Origin of the sequence: Pseudomonas sp. ES4 (assembly GCF_050586665.1) — a bacterium.
In the GTDB taxonomy this organism is placed as follows: Bacteria; Pseudomonadota; Gammaproteobacteria; order Pseudomonadales; family Pseudomonadaceae; genus Aquipseudomonas; species Aquipseudomonas frederiksbergensis.
The window spans coordinates 85,845-102,658 of the sequence record NZ_JBOBDO010000010.1 but is presented as its reverse complement, the minus strand read 5'-3'; the positions used below and the strand labels follow the sequence as shown (position 1 = coordinate 102,658).

14 protein-coding genes are annotated in these 16,814 nt (G+C 58.5%); 2 read left to right on the top strand and 12 right to left on the bottom strand.

The features are described 5' to 3' along the window. The 8 genes from ACQ4OB_RS13785 to ACQ4OB_RS13750 all read right to left on the bottom strand — a co-directional run bounded on the left by ACQ4OB_RS13785 (position 1) and on the right by ACQ4OB_RS13750 (position 8,868). A complete protein-coding gene (locus ACQ4OB_RS13785; protein WP_430955860.1) occupies positions 1-1,014 on the bottom strand; it encodes an iron ABC transporter substrate-binding protein in 1,014 nt (337 codons plus the stop codon). A gap of 324 nt (positions 1,015-1,338) precedes the next feature. Continuing rightward, positions 1,339-1,896 carry a PqiC family protein gene (locus ACQ4OB_RS13780; protein WP_430955859.1) on the bottom strand — a complete coding sequence of 186 codons (558 nt, stop codon included), beginning with the start codon at positions 1,894-1,896 and terminating at the stop codon, positions 1,339-1,341. Between the two features lie 17 nt (positions 1,897-1,913). Beyond that, positions 1,914-3,569: an intermembrane transport protein PqiB gene (locus ACQ4OB_RS13775; RefSeq protein ID WP_074876690.1), complete on the bottom strand. Its 1,656-nt coding sequence runs from the start codon at positions 3,567-3,569 to the stop codon at positions 1,914-1,916. Next, positions 3,550-4,206 carry a paraquat-inducible protein A gene (locus tag ACQ4OB_RS13770; RefSeq protein ID WP_074876688.1) on the bottom strand — a complete coding sequence of 219 codons (657 nt, stop codon included), beginning with the start codon at positions 4,204-4,206 and terminating at the stop codon, positions 3,550-3,552. The genes ACQ4OB_RS13775 and ACQ4OB_RS13770 overlap by 20 nt, the downstream gene beginning before the upstream one ends. Continuing rightward, on the bottom strand, positions 4,203-4,799 hold the full coding sequence (locus tag ACQ4OB_RS13765; RefSeq protein ID WP_430955858.1) for a paraquat-inducible protein A: 597 nt from the start codon (positions 4,797-4,799) through the stop codon (positions 4,203-4,205). The genes ACQ4OB_RS13770 and ACQ4OB_RS13765 overlap by 4 nt, the downstream gene beginning before the upstream one ends. 143 nt (positions 4,800-4,942) lie before the next feature. After that, positions 4,943-6,244, bottom strand: coding sequence for an NAD(P)/FAD-dependent oxidoreductase (locus ACQ4OB_RS13760; RefSeq protein ID WP_430955857.1), 1,302 nt, complete (start codon positions 6,242-6,244; stop codon positions 4,943-4,945). After that, positions 6,241-7,329 (bottom strand): polyamine ABC transporter substrate-binding protein, encoded by a 1,089-nt coding sequence (locus ACQ4OB_RS13755; protein WP_430955856.1) that lies wholly within the window; start codon positions 7,327-7,329, stop codon positions 6,241-6,243. Before ACQ4OB_RS13755 ends, ACQ4OB_RS13760 begins: the two co-directional genes overlap by 4 nt. Positions 7,330-7,509: 180 nt before the next feature. Then, on the bottom strand, positions 7,510-8,868 hold the full coding sequence (locus tag ACQ4OB_RS13750) for a glutamine synthetase family protein (protein ID WP_074876680.1): 1,359 nt from the start codon (positions 8,866-8,868) through the stop codon (positions 7,510-7,512). A 161-nt stretch (positions 8,869-9,029) separates the two neighbouring features. Between ACQ4OB_RS13750 and ACQ4OB_RS13745 the strand changes: the two genes are divergently transcribed. Further along, positions 9,030-9,953: a helix-turn-helix domain-containing protein gene (locus tag ACQ4OB_RS13745; protein WP_430955855.1), complete on the top strand. Its 924-nt coding sequence runs from the start codon at positions 9,030-9,032 to the stop codon at positions 9,951-9,953. A 27-nt stretch (positions 9,954-9,980) separates the two neighbouring features. On the opposite strand, the gene ACQ4OB_RS13740 is transcribed toward ACQ4OB_RS13745, so the two are convergent. After that, positions 9,981-12,368 carry a DUF3772 domain-containing protein gene (locus ACQ4OB_RS13740; RefSeq protein ID WP_430955898.1) on the bottom strand — a complete coding sequence of 796 codons (2,388 nt, stop codon included), beginning with the start codon at positions 12,366-12,368 and terminating at the stop codon, positions 9,981-9,983. Positions 12,369-12,595: 227 nt separating this feature from the next. Between ACQ4OB_RS13740 and ACQ4OB_RS13735 the strand changes: the two genes are divergently transcribed. Next, positions 12,596-13,048: a YMGG-like glycine zipper-containing protein gene (locus ACQ4OB_RS13735; protein ID WP_074876676.1), complete on the top strand. Its 453-nt coding sequence runs from the start codon at positions 12,596-12,598 to the stop codon at positions 13,046-13,048. On the opposite strand, the gene ACQ4OB_RS13730 is transcribed toward ACQ4OB_RS13735, so the two are convergent. Genes ACQ4OB_RS13730 through ACQ4OB_RS13720 form a run of 3 tightly spaced genes read right to left on the bottom strand, consistent with a single transcriptional unit; the run spans position 13,033 to position 16,755 of the window. Continuing rightward, positions 13,033-14,061, bottom strand: a complete 1,029-nt coding sequence (locus ACQ4OB_RS13730) for a DUF2955 domain-containing protein (RefSeq protein ID WP_074876674.1) — start codon at positions 14,059-14,061, stop codon at positions 13,033-13,035. The two genes, ACQ4OB_RS13735 and ACQ4OB_RS13730, sit on opposite strands and share 16 nt — an antisense overlap. 4 nt (positions 14,062-14,065) lie before the next feature. After that, positions 14,066-15,205, bottom strand: a complete 1,140-nt coding sequence (locus tag ACQ4OB_RS13725) for an HlyD family secretion protein (protein ID WP_074876672.1) — start codon at positions 15,203-15,205, stop codon at positions 14,066-14,068. Next, positions 15,202-16,755 carry an efflux transporter outer membrane subunit gene (locus tag ACQ4OB_RS13720; RefSeq protein WP_430955854.1) on the bottom strand — a complete coding sequence of 518 codons (1,554 nt, stop codon included), beginning with the start codon at positions 16,753-16,755 and terminating at the stop codon, positions 15,202-15,204. Before ACQ4OB_RS13720 ends, ACQ4OB_RS13725 begins: the two co-directional genes overlap by 4 nt. Between the last annotated feature and the right edge of the window lie 59 nt (positions 16,756-16,814).

The following is a 16,814-nucleotide window of genomic DNA, read 5'->3' as shown; positions in this document are numbered from 1 at the left end:
TTAGAGCAGTCCCGCCTGTGTCATCAGCTCCACGGCTTTTTTACTGTCGAGTTTTGAAGCATCGACTGTCGGCGCGTCGAGTTGCTGCAAAGGCACCAGTTTTGGATTGGATTCAGCGTTCTTGCCCACCGCGTATTCGAACGATTTGCCGGTTTTGAGGATGGCCTGGCCATCTTTGCCGGTAATCCATTTGAGGAACGCCTGGGCTTGTTCCTTGTGTTTGCTGGACGCCAGCACGCCGCCACCGGAGACACTGACAAACGCACCCGGATCCTTGTGCTTGAAGTAGTGCAGGGCGGTGTTCTTGCTGTTCTCGCCGGTCTTGGCCTGGTCGCCGAAGCTGTAATAGTGGTAGATCACGCCGCTGTCGATCTGCCCGGCGTTGACCGCTTTGAGCACAGAGCTGTTGCCCCGGTACGCGGTAAAGTTGGTTTTCATCCCTTTCAGCCATTCCAGAGTGGCGGCTTCGCCCTTGAGTTCCAGCACGGCGGCGACGATGGCCTGGAAGTCGGCACCGGCCGGTGAAGCGCCCCAGCGACCTTTCCAGTTCGGGCCAGCAAGGTCCATCAGTGACTTTGGCAGCTCGGCTTCGGGCAGTTTGCTCGGGTTATAGACAAACACTGTGGAGCGCGCGGCGATCCCCACCCATTTGCCATGGGCCGGGCGGTAAGCATTGCCGACCTGTTCCAGGGTGGCCGGCGCAACCGGTGCAAACAGCCCCGCATTGTCGACCAGCACCATGGCCGGGGAGTTTTCGGTCAGGAACACGTCGGCCGGGGAGGCCGTGCCTTCCTGCACGATCTGATTGCCCATCTCGGTGTCGTCACCATTGCGCAGGGTGACCTTGATTCCGGTCTCCTTGGTAAAGCCTTCGATCCAGGATTTGGTCAGGCTTTCGTGCTGGGCGTTGTAGACCACAATGCCATCGGCATCCGCCGCATACACATGACCGGCACTCACCAAAGCGGTGGCCAGCAGTGCTGTTTTCAGGAAAGAAGGGAACGGGGGATTCATGCGTTGGCAGCTCCTGTTTTTATTAAAATCCTGCGCGCAAACTCGGCAGAATCGACGGGAAAGGGTCGTCGATCAGTGTAGTTCAATACGAATCATTTGCATGTTCAAGGCGCGGCAAATGTAAAGTGTTAAATGAGAAAAAAGCGTCAAAATTTCAGTAGCAACGCATCACCTGTAGCAGCTGGCGAAGCCTGCGTTCGGCTGCGAAGCAGTCGTCAATCCAGCCAGTTCGATTTACCTGAAACAGCGTGGTGCCTGATTTCACGACTGCTTCGCAGCCGAACGCAGGCTTCGCCAGCTGCTACAGGTCGCGTGATGGCTTGATTAAGCCGATGGACACCCTTTTTGCATTCCGCCCGCGGCCTGGCTGATCAGCGCAGCCAGGCGTTTGACATTGTTTTGTTGAGCCGCCACCAGCTCATCGATGGAAGCGCCTGAAGGCGTCTGCAAAGTGCTGCGGCAGGTGACCAGCGCGGCATCACTTTCACTCAGATTGCGCAGGCGCCACTTGACGTCGATCAACGCATATTGACCGGGAATCGAATCGAATCGCTGCACCTCTATCCGCACCGATACGTTGCGCCGGGGATTGCTGTTGACCATTTGATCGATCAGCGCGCTGCGCAATTCATCCACCAGGCTCGCCGCCCACCACTCGGTTTCGAGGATTGCCATTCCACTGTTGCCTTGGCGAATGACGATCTGCGGACGATCGACCTGGGGCGGCACGCTGATGCCCTCGATCTGGATTTCCGCACCGCTGTTGCGCGCCGCAAGTCCCGGTTGAGCCGGAATCAGGGTGTGAAATTGAATTGGATCACTGCGGCAGGCGGCCAGTAGCAACAATGCAGTGACCAAGCTGACTTTCAGCGGATAAACCATGAGTGATGCTCCTGTGGTCATTTGCGCGGTGGCCCCTGCATATCCATCGGCGCGGCATTGTCGGGACGACCGCGAATCAGCGATTCCGGATGGCGTCCCAGGTAATCCGAGAGTTCACGCAAGGATCGCGACATGCGCCCGAGCTCGTCGAGGGTTTGACCTAATTGTTCGCGTTGCGGCGAGTCTTCGGCCAAGGTCGAACTGGCCGATTGCAGGGTCTTGCTGACATCCGCCAGGGTGGTCTGCACGCCAGGCAAAGTCTTGGCGTTGAATTGCGCCAGACCTTTACGCAGTTCGACGAGGTTGCTGTCCAGGTTGCCGGCAATGCGCTCGATGGGCAGTTGGTTGATCTTGTTGACCATGCCCTCGAGTTTTTCCTGCAACTGCTCGAGGCTGCCAGGAATAGTCGGGATAGCGACTGGGCGGGCGGTCGGGTCGAAGACGACTTTCTCCGCCTTGGGGTAGAAGTCGAGCGCAATGTAGAGCTGACCGGTCAACAGATTGCCGCTTCGAGCCTGGGCCCGCAGACCGTTTTCGATGAAAGAACCCATCAAACGTACGCCAGCGGCTTCGTCGTTGGGGTCATGCTTCAACACCTCGAGCATTTTGGTGTGGGCCTGGCCGAGTCGTTGCGGGTAGATCATGATCCCGACATTGACCGGGAAACTGCGTTTTTTCGCGTCGAAATCCAGATTGATCGCCACGACTCTGCCGAACTCCATGCCCAGGAATTCCACCGGCGCACCGACCCTGAGCCCGCGCAAGGCTTGATCGAAACGCAAGCTGAGGAATTGCCCCTTGCCGCTGGGCGGGGCGAGGGCGGTTAGCTGGTCTTCGAACAGATCGAAGACTTTGTCCTCTTTAGCCGGTTGGTCATTCGGGTTGTAATCCGGAGCGCGGAAGGCGATGCCGCCCACCAGGATGGATGACAGCGACTCGGTTTTCAGCGAAAAGCCGTTGGCGCCGACATTCACGTCGATCCCGCTGGCGTTCCAGAACCGGGTATTTTCGGTGACGTAGGCATCGTTGGGCGAGTGGATGAACACTTCGATGTTGACCCCTTTGCCGTCGGCGTTCAGGGCATAGGCCACCACTTGACCCACCGGAATCTTGCGGTAGTAAACCGGAGAGCCGATGTCCAGCGAACCGAGGTCCTGGGTGTTCAGGGTGAAGCGCTTGCCCGGCTCGCCATAGGTAATCGGTGGCGGGTTTTCCAGGCCAATAAAGTTTTTTGCACGAGCGTTGGCCTGGCCAATGTCGGCGCCAATGTAGTCCCCGGACAGCAGGGTATCGATACCCGATACCCCACCGGCACCAATACGTGGCCGCACGACCCAGAACTGCGAGTCTTCGCGGGTGAAACTTTCCGCCTGCTTGGACAGTTTGATGGTGGCGTTGACGCTCCTCTGATCGTTGCTCAGCTCCACGTCCGAGACATGCCCGATCACCACGTTGCGGTATTTGACTTCGGTCTTGTTGGCGGTCAGGCCGCTACCGGTTTTGAACGTAACGGTAATGGTCGGACCTTCCTGCATCATGGTGTGCACGACCAGGGAAATCCCCACCAGCACCGCGACGATTGGCACAATCCACACCAATGAAACGCTGAAACGGCGGGTCTTGACAGGGGCCTGACCGGGGGCTTGCGGCCCGTCAGTGATTTGCGACTTCATCCATGACCTCCTCGTTTGGGTTATCCCGTTCTTCTTTATCCCAGATCAGGCGTGGGTCGAAACTCATTGCCGACAGCATGGTGAAGACCACCACCAGGCCAAAAAACAAGATCCCCGGGCGCGGTTCGATATCGGCCAGGGCTTGAAACTTGACCAGTGAGGCCACCAGGGCGACCACGATCACATCGAGCATCGACCAGTAACCGATGAGCTCGACGAAACGGTACAGCGTTGAACGCTGCTTACTGGCCCATTGGCTGTCGCGCTGCACGGTCACCAGTAACAGCGTCAGGGCGACGAACTTGATGCCCGGCACCGCGATGCTGGCGATAAAAATAATCAGGGCAATGTCCCAGGCGCCGTGCTGCCAGAACTCAATGACACCGCTCATGATCGTGCTATCGGCGCCGCTGCCAACCATCTTGGTGTTCATCACTGGCAGCAGATTAGCCGGGACGTAAAACGCCAGGGCCGTGAACATGTAGGCCCAGGTCCGGGCCAGTGAGTTGGTTTTGCGCCGATGCAGCGGCGCGCCGCACCGTGGGCATTCGTGAGGTTCATCGGTGATGTCACAGGCCAGGCCGCAGCTATGGCACAGGCACAGGTTGAGTTCACTCGCCACCGGGGGCCTGTTCATAAGATGTCCCATAGGTCACGAATGTCGCGCCCGGCGATGCGGATCATCATCAGACTGAGAATGGCCAAGGCAAACAGACCGATGCCGGGCAGCACATCGAGCAATCCGGCGAGTTTGATGACCGCGACCATTGCCCCCAGCAGACAGACCTCCAGCATGCTCCAGGGCCTGAGGGTTTCCAGCCAGCGCATGCAAAACCTGAAGCCAGGCGAGCGCTGGCGGGCGAGGGCGAAGCTCAGCACCCAGATCAGCAGCAACAACTGGAAAATCGGCGCGATGATCATCGAGATCGCCGCCACCATGGCAATGAACGTGATCGGCCCCAGACTCAGGGCCAGCACCGAATCCCAAAGCGTCGCGCTGTTTTTCAGGCCTTTGAGGCTGATGCTCATGACGGGGTAGAAGTTGGCGAAAATCCACAGCATCAACGCGGTGAAGGTCAACGCCAGACGTTGCTCCACTGTCAGGCCGTTATAGCGCTGAAGCACGCCGCCGCAGCGTGTACACAGGGTTTTCTGATGTTTGGCGAGCGTGACTTTTTCATACACGCAGTCGCAGTGCTCGCAGATGATCAGTCGGTCAGTCGTAGCCATAGGCCGCACTCGCCAGGACGCAGGGAAGTCAGAGCACTCCCTCAATATAGAAGCGCATCGCGATTGAGCAAATTAAAAGGCGGGTACTGATCGTTCCCACGCGGAGCGTGGGAACGATCATAAGAGGAGGGGGAGAGTTATCGTCACCCAAGCAGTTCGCGCAGCCGATACCAGAACATACCGAGGGCCAGCAGTGGAGAGCGCAGCATGGGCCCACCGGGAAAGGTCATGTGCGGCACGGCGCTGAACACGTCAAAGCCCTGACTGTGTCCGACGTGGATCGCGTCACCCAACAGTTTTGCGCACCAGTGGGTCACGTTCAGGCCATGGCCGGAATAGCCCTGGGCGTAGAAAACGTTCGGATGCTGGCTCAAGCGCCCGACCTGGGGGAAGCGATTGGCGGTGATGCCAATCTTGCCGCCCCATTGATAGTCGATGCGCACGTTGGCCAGTTGCGGGAAGACCTTGAGCATGTGCGGGCGCATGTAGGCTTCGATGTCTGCCGGATCACGCCCGGAATAATGGCAGGCACCGCCGAACAGCAAACGTCGGTCCGCCGAGAGTCGGTAGTAATCCAGGCCGGCTTTCTGGTCGCAGAGCGCCAGGTTCTGCGGGATCAATTGCGCTGCAACGTCGGGCGCCAGCGGCTCGGTGGCGATGATGTAGCTGCCCGCAGGAAGCACCTTGCCGCTCAGTTTCGGTTCGAGCTCATCCAGATGAGCGTTGCACGCCAGCACCAGACTGCCGGCGCGCACCGTGCCACCGGCACAGCGAACCTGCACCGTGCTGCCATGGATCAATTCCAGCACCGGGCTCTGCTCGAAAATCTGCACCCCCAGGGATTGCGCCAATAGCGCTTCGCCAAGGACCAGATTGAGCGGGTGCAAGTGACCCGAGCCCATGTCGACGAGCCCACCGGCATACACGCCTGAGTCCACCACCTGCTGACGGATCTGCTGCGGCCCGACGAGTCGGGTTTCATGGGCGTACCCCGATTCGGCAAGGCCTTGCTGCTCAGCCTCGAACGCCGCGAACTGCGCTTTGGTATTGGCCAGTTCGCAGAACCCCCAGCGCAGGTCGCAATCAATCCCGTGTTCACGAATGCGGTTGCCCACGAGCGCTACCGACTCGACGCCCGCACGCTCAAGGTAGCGCACGCCTTCTTCACCGACATGACGCGCGAAACCGCTGACGTCATGGCCGATACCGCGAATCAACTGCCCACCGTTGCGCCCGCTGGCACCCCAGCCGATCCGTCGGCCTTCCAGCAGAATCACCGAGAGCCCGTGCTGCGCCAGTTCGATCGCCGTGTTAACCCCGGTAAAGCCGCCGCCGATCACACAGACATCGGCTTCAAGGTCCTCGGCCAGTGTAGGGTAGGGCACCATTCGATTGGCTGACGCCGCGTAATAGGAATGAGCGTGTTCGTTGCTGTGCTGGTTCATTGGTTGGACTTCACTTTGCTCCAGGAACGGGTCATCAAGCGCATGATCGACTGGGGCGGGGTGGTGGAAATGTAGAGCTTGTCGAGGACTGCCTGAGGCGGATAAACCTCAGGATTTTTGACCAGTTCAGGGTCCATGTCTTGCTTGGACGCCGGGTTCGGGTTGGCGTAGCCGACTGACGCGCTGACCTTGGCAATCACTTGCGGATCAAGCAGGTAATTGATGAAAGCATGCGCCTCTTTCTGATTGCTGGCGTCTGCGGGAACCGCCAACAGGTCGAACCACAAGTTACTGCCTTCCTTGGGAATCGCGTAGGCGATGTTCACGCCGTTCTTGGCTTCCTTCGCCCGGTTCGCGGCCTGGAACACGTCACCCGAGTAACCGAACGCCACGCAGATGTCGCCGTTGGCCAGGTCCGAAACGTACTTGGATGAATGGAAATAGGTGATGTAAGGGCGGATAGTCAACAGCTTGGCTTCAGCTCTTTTGAAGTCTTCAGGGTTTTCGCTGCGCGGGTCCATGCCCATGTAATTGAGAACGGCGGGGAACACTTCATCGGCCGAATCCATCATCGACACGCCGCACTGACTGAGTTTCTTCAGGTTCTCCGGTTCGAAAAACACCGCCCAGGAATCGATGCGATCAATGCCCAGCACTTGCTTGACCTTGTCGACGTTGTAGCCGATGCCGTTGGTGCCCCACAGGTACGGGACCGAGTGTTCGTTGCCCGGATCGTTTTTTTCGAGCAGTGCCAGCAGTTTCGGGTCGAGGTTCTTGAAGTTTGGCAACTGCGAACGGTCGAGCTTCAGGAACGCGCCGGCTTTCACCTGGCGAGCCAGGAAGTGGTTGGACGGCACCACCACGTCGTACCCGGTGCGACCGGCGAGCAGCTTTCCCTCCAAGGTTTCGTTGGAATCGAACACGTCGTAGATCACCTTGATCCCGCTTTTCGCCTGGAAGTCGGCCAGGGTGGTCTTGCCGATGTAATCGGTCCAGTTGTAGACGCTGACCGTTGGCTGAGCCTGCGCAACGGCGCTGAACAACACGGCCAGCGCGACCGGAACCACGGATTTCAATAGACGCATACGACACCTCTTCGAGTTGTTGGTTTTTTCAGGCGTTTCTTTGGTGTTCTCTAACCCTGTGGGAGCGGGCTTGCCCGCGATGGCGGCCTGTCAGTCAACCGAGATGTTGAATGTGCCGGCCTCTTCGCGGGCAAGCCCGCTCCCACAGGGGATGTGTGATGCCATGGGGGAGCGAGGTTTCTAAACGCTAAGCAGCAGAAACTCTCGCTCCCACGAGCTGATCACCCGCTTGAAGTTCTCGTGTTCCGCTCGCTTGACCGCCACATAACCGCGAACGAATTTGCTGCCCAGATAGCGAGAAACGGTGTCGCACTCTTCCATTTGCGTCAGGGCATCCTCGATGGTGATCGGCAGGCGCAGATTGCGGCGCTCATAGGCCCGCCCCTGAACCGCAGCGCTCGGCTCGATGCGCTCGACCATCCCCAGATACCCGCACAACAGGCTTGCTGCGATCGCCAGATAAGGATTGGCGTCGGCGCCTGGCAAACGGTTTTCCACGCGCATCGCGTCCGGCGTGGAGGTCGGTACACGCAGGCCCACGGTGCGGTTTTCTTCGCCCCATTCGACGTTCACTGGCGCCGACGTGTCCGGCAGGAAGCGGCGGAACGAATTGACGTTCGGCGCAAACATCGGCAGCACTTTGGGGATGTACTTTTGCAGGCCGCCGATGTGGTGCAGGAACAGTTCGCTCATCTGCCCGTCGGCATCGGCAAAGATCGGCTGGCCGGTGGCGATGTCCACCACGCTCTGGTGAATATGCATGGCGCTGCCGGGTTCATCGCCAATCGGTTTGGCCATGAAGGTCGCAGTGACGTTGTGCTTGAGCGCCGCTTCGCGCAGGGTGCGCTTGAACACGGTGATCTGGTCGGCCAGATCCAGTGCGTCGCCATGCCGGAAGTTGATTTCCATCTGCGCCGGGCCGTCTTCGTGGATCAAGGTATCGAGGTCCAGGCCTTGAAGTTCACACCAGTCGTACACGTCTTCAAACAGCGGGTCGAACTCGTTGGCAGCGTCGATGGAAAACGACTGACGACCACTTTCCGCACGGCCCGAACGCCCCAGCGGTGCCTTGAGCGGCAAGTCCGGGTCTTCGCAGCGCTGGGTCAGGTAGAACTCCATTTCCGGCGCGACAATCGGCCGCCAGCCTTTGTCGGTGTACAGCTGCAGGACTTTTTTCAGCACGTTGCGCGGCGACAGCTCGATCGGGTTGCCGAACTTGTCGAAGGTGTCGTGAATCACGATGGCGGTGGGCTCGATGGCCCATGGGATCACGTACACCGCATCGGAAACGGGCTTGCACACCATGTCGATGTCGGCCGGGTCGAGCAGGTCGTAGTAGATGTCGTCGTCGACAAAGTCCCCGGTTACCGTTTGCAAAAGCACACTTTCCGGCAGGCGCATGCCTCGCTCATGCAGGAACTTGTTGGTGGGTGCGATTTTGCCGCGTGCGATGCCGGTCAAGTCGCTGACCACACACTCGACTTCGGTAATCTTGTGATCTTTCAGCCACGTGAGCAGCTGATCGAAAGGGACATTCATAAAGACCTCGTTATTGGTTTTATTGACGCCGGGGAGGCTGGTTTCATCCACCACACACTTCCCCTGTGGCGCGTTGACGACTATCTTGGGCGAGCCTTGACGTTCCATCTATCCACTTTCAGCAGCACCAAAACGCACCAAACGAGTGCGTAAGGTCATCCATGACAACGTGCAACCCCCTGCAAGTCCAAGCGTTCAACACCGCCGATGTCGCCGAGCAAATCCGCGCCACGCCGGGTTGGGTACAGCATTACCAGCAAATGTCACCGGGGCATTTCGCCGGGCGTGTGCGCTATCTGGACCTGCAAGGCGTGGAGATTTACGAGGAACAGATGAACACCCGGGTCGAGCAGAATTTCAGCGCGCCCGAAGGTTCGCTGGCGTTCTGTTTCGATCGCAGCGACAACGCGCTGTACGTGTTGAATGGCGAAAGCCGCAACATCTGGATCACCCCGGAGAACTACCAGGAAATCGCCGTGGTGTTCGGTCCAGAGTTCGTGCAGCGTCACGGTTTGAACGTGGCCAGGCTCGAAGGCCTGTTCATGGCGCCACTGAACTCGGGACAGAACGCATTGTTCAGTCGCTGGCTCAGCGGGACGTTGACCCGACTGGCGCAGACCTTCGATCCACCGAGCAAGGAGGCGTTGACCCAGCAGTTGCTCGAAGATTGCCTGTACATCCTCGATAACGCCTGTGTTTGCCTTGATCGCGGCGGTTTACAGCGTCGCGCCGAAGAACGTGCAGTGATGAAACGCATCGGTGAATGGGCGGCTGATGCGCCGGAAGACACCCTGAACCTGCTGGAGCTTTCGCAGATTGCCGGGGTGTCACTGCGGCAATTGCAGCATGCATTCAAGGCTTATACCGGGATGACCCCGACCCATTGGCTGCGCTTGCGCCGACTCAACAGCGCACGCCGCGAATTGCTCGGTCGCACAGCGACGCAAACCACCGTTGCCGAAGTGGCGATGCACTGGTCGTTCTGGCATTTAGGGCGATTTTCCAGCAGTTATCGCGCGTTGTTCAACGAACTTCCCAGTCAGACGCTCGCCCGCAAACCTTGTGGCGCAACAGGTCGCGGGTAAGCCGGAAATAGTCAGCGGCTTTGTGGCTTACGCAGCAGGGGCCGGTTTGGCCAATTTGATGCCGGCCGCACTCAGTCGCTTCAGGATCTCAAAGAGCAGATCGCTCTTGGTCGTACTGACAATCCTTGGGCTGCTGACATACCCGGTGATGGTCAGGGTGATGCCATCAGGGCTCAGATGGCTGAAGCGGACAACGGGAGCAGGTTTGTCGAGGATGGTTTCATGCTCCTGATAAGCGGTGTACAGCAGGTTTTTGACTTCTTCGGGGTCGATGTCCAGAGGGAACACCAATTCGAGCGTGGCCACCCCTTGGGCGCTTCCGCCCATGGTCACATTGCGCAGGTTCTGGGAAATAAGCTGCGAGTTGGGCACGATCACAATCGAACGGTCGCTGAGCTGTATCTCGGTGGCCCTGACATTGATTCGTCGGATATCGCCTTCGACCCCGCTGATGCTGATCAGGTCACCGACCTTGACCGGACGTTCGGTAAGCAGGATTAACCCGGATACGAAGTTCTTGACGATCTCCTGCAAGCCGAAACCGATACCCACCGACAACGCACTGACGATCCAGGCCAGATTCGTCCATTTGACGCCCAGCGAAGACAACGCCAGCAGGATGACCAGGACGTACCCGATATTGCTGAACAGGGTGCTTAGCGACGCTCCCATGCCGGGGTCCATATCGGTTTTCGGCAGGAATTCGTTATCCAGCCATCTGCGCAGCGATCGAATCAGGTAAATACCGATCAACAGCGCGAGGACCGCATTCAACAGGTTGCCTGGAATGATGTTCAGCTTGCGCAATCCATCGCCGCCGAGGATCGCAGAAACCCTGTCAGTCAGTTGGCCAAAGGTCGCCCCTATCCCCCCCACAAACGTTGTAATGACGGCAATTAGCAGTAACGCCGCTCTGCCAATACCCGCCACGACAACCTCGATTTGTTCGAGCCGTACATCACCGATACCCAGCAGCTGTTTGATCGCCTTGCCGCTTGGCTGTTTTGGCGAAAACAGGTAATCGCACAAGTCCCTGAATAACTGCGTCAATAAATAGAAGCTGGCGATAACGATATAGAGCCAGACAATTTCGTAAGTGATGAATCGGGCCAGGGAGATGTAACCGATCAACAGGCCAAATATGGAGATCAGCACGGCGATACTGACACCGGTATAAATCACCCCCGCCAGCGTAGTGCCTGACTCGGGATGTTCCCCGGCAATCACCATCGCCCGGCGGGTTCTGCTGACGCGTATCAATAGCGCACCGATAATCATAATGACCACTAATGACACAACGCCCCGGCTGAAGAGCACCACTTGCGTACTCATACCCGTTGCGTTGGTGACTTGTACCAGCGAGATGAGTATCAGCATTGACCCGGCCAGCAGTGCCGGAAAAGGGTTTATTGCAAGTGCTACTTCATCGGCGATGCCAGGCAACCGCCATGAGGGATTGCGTTTGGACAGCAGGGCCCGACTCAAACCGACAATCAGCGCGCAGGCGTAAGCGACTTTCTCGACATCATCGAAGTAACCTTGAAGTGGCTGCGGCAATGGCTGAAAGCGGGTAGCCGCAGCGGAGATGAGCTGAATGGCACACACCGCGCTCAACATCGTGGCAACTACCGTCGCAATCGCCAATGAACTTCTGCGCAAGCGACCTTCGGGTACTCGATGGATACAGATCCATGTCAAACCCCGTTCAGCCAGTCTTCGTCCCGGCGTCCAGAAGGCCAGGGCCAGCAATAACAACGTGACGGTCGCGGCACGCCGGCCGGGTTGCCAGACCGACTGGATGACACTGTTGGACTGATCAATCAAAAACCTCAGACGGTTTTCATCCTCCCGCAACGGAGAAAACAGCGGTAGCCAAAAGCGGGGGTTGAGGAAGCTGGCAGTGCGCTGGGCCAGCTCGGTTTCCAGTTGAGTGCGCCGAATGGCAGCAATCTGGGTGATGAGGTTAGTCGCGCCTTCCTTGATGGCCAGCAGTATGTTGAGATCGTTATCGATCTTGTCTTTTTGAGCGGTGAGATAGGACCTCTGTTTCGCCAGTTCGGACTTTTCCATGGCCACGCTGGTGGCGGATGTCGTTCCGAGCACACTGAGTTGTGCTTGCAATTGAGCTTGCTCGGGAAGTAAAGCGGTCACCAACTTTTCCACATCACTGAAGAGCAACTGAACCTTGTCCTGAAAGCCTATCAACTGGGTGTAGTTACTGGTCAATGACACCTGCTGCTTAAGGTTGTCCAGCCTCAATTGCAGTGCTTCCAGATCGCTTTTCGACACATTAACGGTTGCGCTGGTCTCACTGTTGTTCGAAGTGTCGGGCAGTTCATCCGCCGACAGTCCGCCGATGTTCGCCCCCATCAGCGCAAACACAACGAATATGAGTAACTTCAATGCAGGATGCATAGGCATGCCATCAGCGGCTTTAGCCATTGAGGTTAGGTCATGACATGTGCAGGCGCGAAAAAAATCCGCTCGTGATCATTAATAGGGAAGGGCGCGCGCGGGTGAGAAGGGGTGATCTACAATCTTTTATGCTGAACCACGCTCAGGATCACGAGGTGTGACGGATTGAGCGGTCTGTTTACTGACCCAGTGTGCTTGCAAAATGCCGGGCCCTGTCGGAGGTCATCATGAAAAGCTTGTCATCCATAAGCCTGTGCATTGCACTGTCGGTTTCCTGGACCCAGGGTTGGGCGGAAACAGTCGTGCCGATGAAAGGGCAGAGTTCGCAACAAACCCAAACGGACATTGCCGAATGCCAGAATATCGCGGCCGGCCAGAGCGCTTCGGCTACATCGCCTTCCGGCGGAAGACTGAAGGGCGCCGCGGCGGGCGCTGCCGCCGGTGCGGCGGGGGCCCAGGTGCGTGGACGTCAGCATGACGAGTTTTATGATCGTGTCGACGATGATGTTAAGCAGGATTATCGCCAGAATCGCGCCAAGGAGACCGCCGTGGCAGGAGCGGTCGTCGGTGGCTCGCGTCAGCGTCAGGAACGTCGGGCACAAGAGAAAACCAGCGCGTCAACCAGCTCAACCGCCTATACCAGTTGCCTGCAAGGGAAGGGCTATCAGGTTAATCCTTGAACGTCATTTTGCCGCCGTTGATCGAGCAGATGAACCATCAGGCAGGCATACAAGGTCACGAGGATGAACAAGCCCATGCGGATGGCAAACGCGGTGTAAACGTCCTTGCCTGCTGCGCTGTCCTGTACCGACTGGCCCAACAGAATGATCAGGGTAATCAAGGTGTTGAGCCAAAATCCCGGGGTAAATCGCGTCGGACTCAGGGCATACAGTTTGCGCGCCAGCACCAGTCCGAACAGCAACATCCATAGAAAGAACATCCACAAATGCACAAACAGGCTGAGGGCGCTCCAGAACAGGATCGCCAGCAGGCCTGCGAGTAACGTCGAACCGAGCAGTTCGCGACCGGCAATGCGGGCGTTTGTCGTGGAGCTTTGCTGACCCAGGCTGACGGCCTTCAGGATGATCGGCAGATAACCGGCCGGGTCGATCAACGCCAGCAGGAATGCCGGTAACACGATCAGGGTTGCACGTAGCGCAATCCGACTGACCTCTTCTGTCGGCAGGGGTGGGGCGGGCGGCGGAGAAGGGGCGTTGGGTGGATCGGGGAATAACCCATGACTGAACCCCACGACGACAACGGCGAGCAGCAAGCCCTTGACCAGTGCGCCGATGACCATCGCCGCCAGTTCGAATTCGGCGATACCGGCCGAGGAAATCATGGTCAGGCCAATCACCAGGAAGGTCATGATCAAGGTGTTGCCGCCGCGCAGGCCAAAACGGAAGGCCAGGAACAGACCGACGCTGATCAATAGCACGCCGCTAACAGGGTAATAACGCAGGAGCGGGATCAAAAGCAGGCCGATGCCGGTGGTCAACAGCGCGGCCAGTGCGAGAACCAGTCCGGCCTTGAACGGCAGCGGGCGATTGATCGAGGCCAGTAACAACAGGCAAAGCACCGGCGCCAAAAAAGGAATCGGCAAGCCCAGGCCGAAACTGGCAGTGAGGCACAACGCCGTACCGGTAGCCAGGCGCAGTGCGCGTTGATCTCGCGGCGTGCGCCGGGTAGACATACCTTTAATAGGCATAGCTCAGCCAGCTCATGAACCCCACAAATACGTGCCCTAGAGGGTTCAACGGATTGCCCTCGGTGGGGAAGGCCATGACTTCAGCCTGCCCACCGGCACGGATCCCTCGACTGTCACGCAACGTGTTCAATGAGTCTGGCGAGAACTCGATAATGACTGGAAAACGTTGGGCCGGACGTAACCAGTCGCGGCTGTTCTGCACGCTGGGCAAGGTGCCCGGTGCGGGTGTCTGTCCCACGCTGACGCCGTAACCGACGCTGCGCACGCGCCCCTTGAATATCTCGCCCGGCAGAGCATCCAGAACAATCGAAACCGGCGTATCGAGCTTCACCAGACCGAGGTTGTTCTCGGTCATGTCCGCACTGACCCACACATCATGAAGAGCGATCAGGGTCATGACCGGACTACCGGCCGCAGCGAATTGACCGGCGTCAGTACGCAGGTCCGTAATCAATCCGGCCGAGCGAGCGCGAATCTGCGTGTTGGACAGATCCAGTTCGGCTTTGGACAACGCCGTGGCGGCACTGCGCAGCAAGGCGTTGTCCTCCTCGCTGCCACCTTCCTGCTCCCGCGCACGCTGCACTTCGGCGCGGGCCGCAGCGACCTGACTCACAGCCTGTTCGCGGTTGGCGCGAGACACCTCGAGCAGTCGTACGGAAATGGTGCCAGGGTCTTCACGATACAAACCCTCTAGACGCTGATTGTCCTGGCGCGCCTTGAGTTCATTGGCCTGGGCTGCCCGCAAGTTGGCTTGCGCCGAGGCAATGCCGGCGGTGCTCGCACCGATCTGCCGACGGGTGGATTCAAGGTCGGCACGTGCACGGTCGACGGCAATCTGGTACGGCTGAGGGTCCACCTCGAATAGAACTTCACCGGCCTTGACGTCCTGGTTGTTGCGCACGTTCACTCGGATCACGCGGCCTGCCACTTCCGAGGCGACCGGAATCACAAAGGCGCCCACCCGGGCTTGTTGTGTATAGGGTGTGAAACGATCCGCCAACAGGTACCAGGTCAGACTCAGGAGGATCAATAACAGCACCCACTTGATGCCTTTTTTCGCCGGGTCGGCAGCCGGCGCTGGCGCCTGGGTGACAGGTGTCTCGGGCGTTGGCTTGGCGGCTTCACTCATTGGTCTTTTACCTTGTAAGACATTGGAATGGCAGGCTGTGCAGCGGCGGGCTCTTTCAGCAGATCGCCCCAGTCGGTGCGTTTTTCCATTTGCTGGCGGGTGGCTGGATCAACTTTCGGCTGGGCGCTGTACCAGCCACCGCCCACGGCTTTGTACAAGGCAATGACATTACTCACGGCATTGCTGCGGGCGACCAGATAATTGTCCTGTTGTTCGAGCAAGGCTCGCTGCGCATCCAGCACCCGCTGGAAGTCCGAATAACCTTCGCGATACTGCGCGCTAGCCAGCACCAGCGAGCGTTTGGCCGCCACTTCGGCCTCACGCAAGATGCCTTCGCGCTCCAGGGATTTGATCAGTCCATAGGCCGCATCGTCCGCCTCGCGTGCTGCCTGGCGAACCTTGTCGCGGTAGGCTTCGATCAGCTGCTGCAACCGCGCATCCTGGACGCGAACGTTGTTGCTGATCTGGCCGTGATCGAACAGATTCCAGCGCAGGCTTGGGCCGCCGATCAGATCCAGATTTCGGGGCGTGCCACTGAGCGTGTCGGTTGACCAGACAATGCTCCCCAGCAAGGTCAGCGACGGATAGAAATCACTTTCGGCCACACCGATCAGCGCAGACTGGGCGGCGACATTAAGCTCGGCAGCGCGTACGTCGGGCCGACGCAGGAGCAAGTTAGCCGGCACATCCTGCAACACAGCACGATCGACCAGCGGGATCAATCCCATGCTCTGGGCCAGTTGCGGCAGTGCGCCAGGCGGCTGACCAACCAGCACCGCCAACGCGTTGCGGGTTCGTTGCAACTGGTCTTCGAAATTGGGGATGGTGCTCAACGTGCCCAGGTACTGGGTTCTGGCTTGTTGCAAGTCGAGTTCGGCAGTTTGGCCACTGTTGAAGAGCTTCTCGGTAATCTCGAAGTTGCGTTTTTGCTGCTTGGCGTTTTCCTGGGCGACACGCAAACGGGCTTCGGTGGTGCGCAGCGAGAAATAGGTATCGGCCACTTGTGCGCGCAGCAGTACCAGTACGTCTTCATAGTTGGCCTGGGCGGCAAAGTAGCTGGCATCGGATGACTCAATGGCGCGACTGAAGCGGCCCCAGAAATCCAGCTCCCAACCCACATCGAACCCCGCGCTGTGTTGCCAGAAATGACTGTCTTGCGGGTTGGTCCCGCCGGATTGCCTGCGGTTGAAGTAAAGACTGTCGACACTGGCTTGCTGCAGTTGCGGGTAAAGCCCGCTTTGAGCAATGCCGAGTTGAGCGCGGGCTTCCATGACGCGCAGACCGGCGATTTTTAGGCTGGAGTTGCGTGCATCCGACTCGGTAATCAAATGATCCAGGACAGGATCGGCAAAGACGTGCCACCACTGACGGAAGTCCGGGTTCAGGCTCCGCTGGCTGGATTGCTGGAGGGCAGGGGTGCTCCAATGTTTGACCCATTCTTCGCCGGGCGGCTGGAAGTCCGGCCCGAGTCGTACGCAGCCACTGAGGCCGAGTACGCCAAGCAGCGCGAGCCGGCCTGGCCAATTCAGCAGGGTTGTACCTGGATGCATTCCACATTTCCCGACCAACAAAGTTCACTGGAGCATAGTCGTCCAAATGGTCACATGGC

Coding starts and splice junctions, on each gene's coding strand:
- ACQ4OB_RS13785 (WP_430955860.1), bottom strand. CDS start 1,014: ATGAATCCCCCGTTCCCTTCTTTCCTGAAAACAGCACTGCTGGCCACC.
- ACQ4OB_RS13780 (WP_430955859.1), bottom strand. CDS start 1,896: ATGGTTTATCCGCTGAAAGTCAGCTTGGTCACTGCATTGTTGCTACTG.
- ACQ4OB_RS13775 (WP_074876690.1), bottom strand. CDS start 3,569: ATGAAGTCGCAAATCACTGACGGGCCGCAAGCCCCCGGTCAGGCCCCT.
- ACQ4OB_RS13770 (WP_074876688.1), bottom strand. CDS start 4,206: ATGAACAGGCCCCCGGTGGCGAGTGAACTCAACCTGTGCCTGTGCCAT.
- ACQ4OB_RS13765 (WP_430955858.1), bottom strand. CDS start 4,799: ATGGCTACGACTGACCGACTGATCATCTGCGAGCACTGCGACTGCGTG.
- ACQ4OB_RS13760 (WP_430955857.1), bottom strand. CDS start 6,244: ATGAACCAGCACAGCAACGAACACGCTCATTCCTATTACGCGGCGTCA.
- ACQ4OB_RS13755 (WP_430955856.1), bottom strand. CDS start 7,329: ATGCGTCTATTGAAATCCGTGGTTCCGGTCGCGCTGGCCGTGTTGTTC.
- ACQ4OB_RS13750 (WP_074876680.1), bottom strand. CDS start 8,868: ATGAATGTCCCTTTCGATCAGCTGCTCACGTGGCTGAAAGATCACAAG.
- ACQ4OB_RS13745 (WP_430955855.1), top strand. CDS start 9,030: ATGACAACGTGCAACCCCCTGCAAGTCCAAGCGTTCAACACCGCCGAT.
- ACQ4OB_RS13740 (WP_430955898.1), bottom strand. CDS start 12,368: ATGCATCCTGCATTGAAGTTACTCATATTCGTTGTGTTTGCGCTGATG.
- ACQ4OB_RS13735 (WP_074876676.1), top strand. CDS start 12,596: ATGAAAAGCTTGTCATCCATAAGCCTGTGCATTGCACTGTCGGTTTCC.
- ACQ4OB_RS13730 (WP_074876674.1), bottom strand. CDS start 14,061: ATGTCTACCCGGCGCACGCCGCGAGATCAACGCGCACTGCGCCTGGCT.
- ACQ4OB_RS13725 (WP_074876672.1), bottom strand. CDS start 15,205: ATGAGTGAAGCCGCCAAGCCAACGCCCGAGACACCTGTCACCCAGGCG.
- ACQ4OB_RS13720 (WP_430955854.1), bottom strand. CDS start 16,755: ATGCATCCAGGTACAACCCTGCTGAATTGGCCAGGCCGGCTCGCGCTG.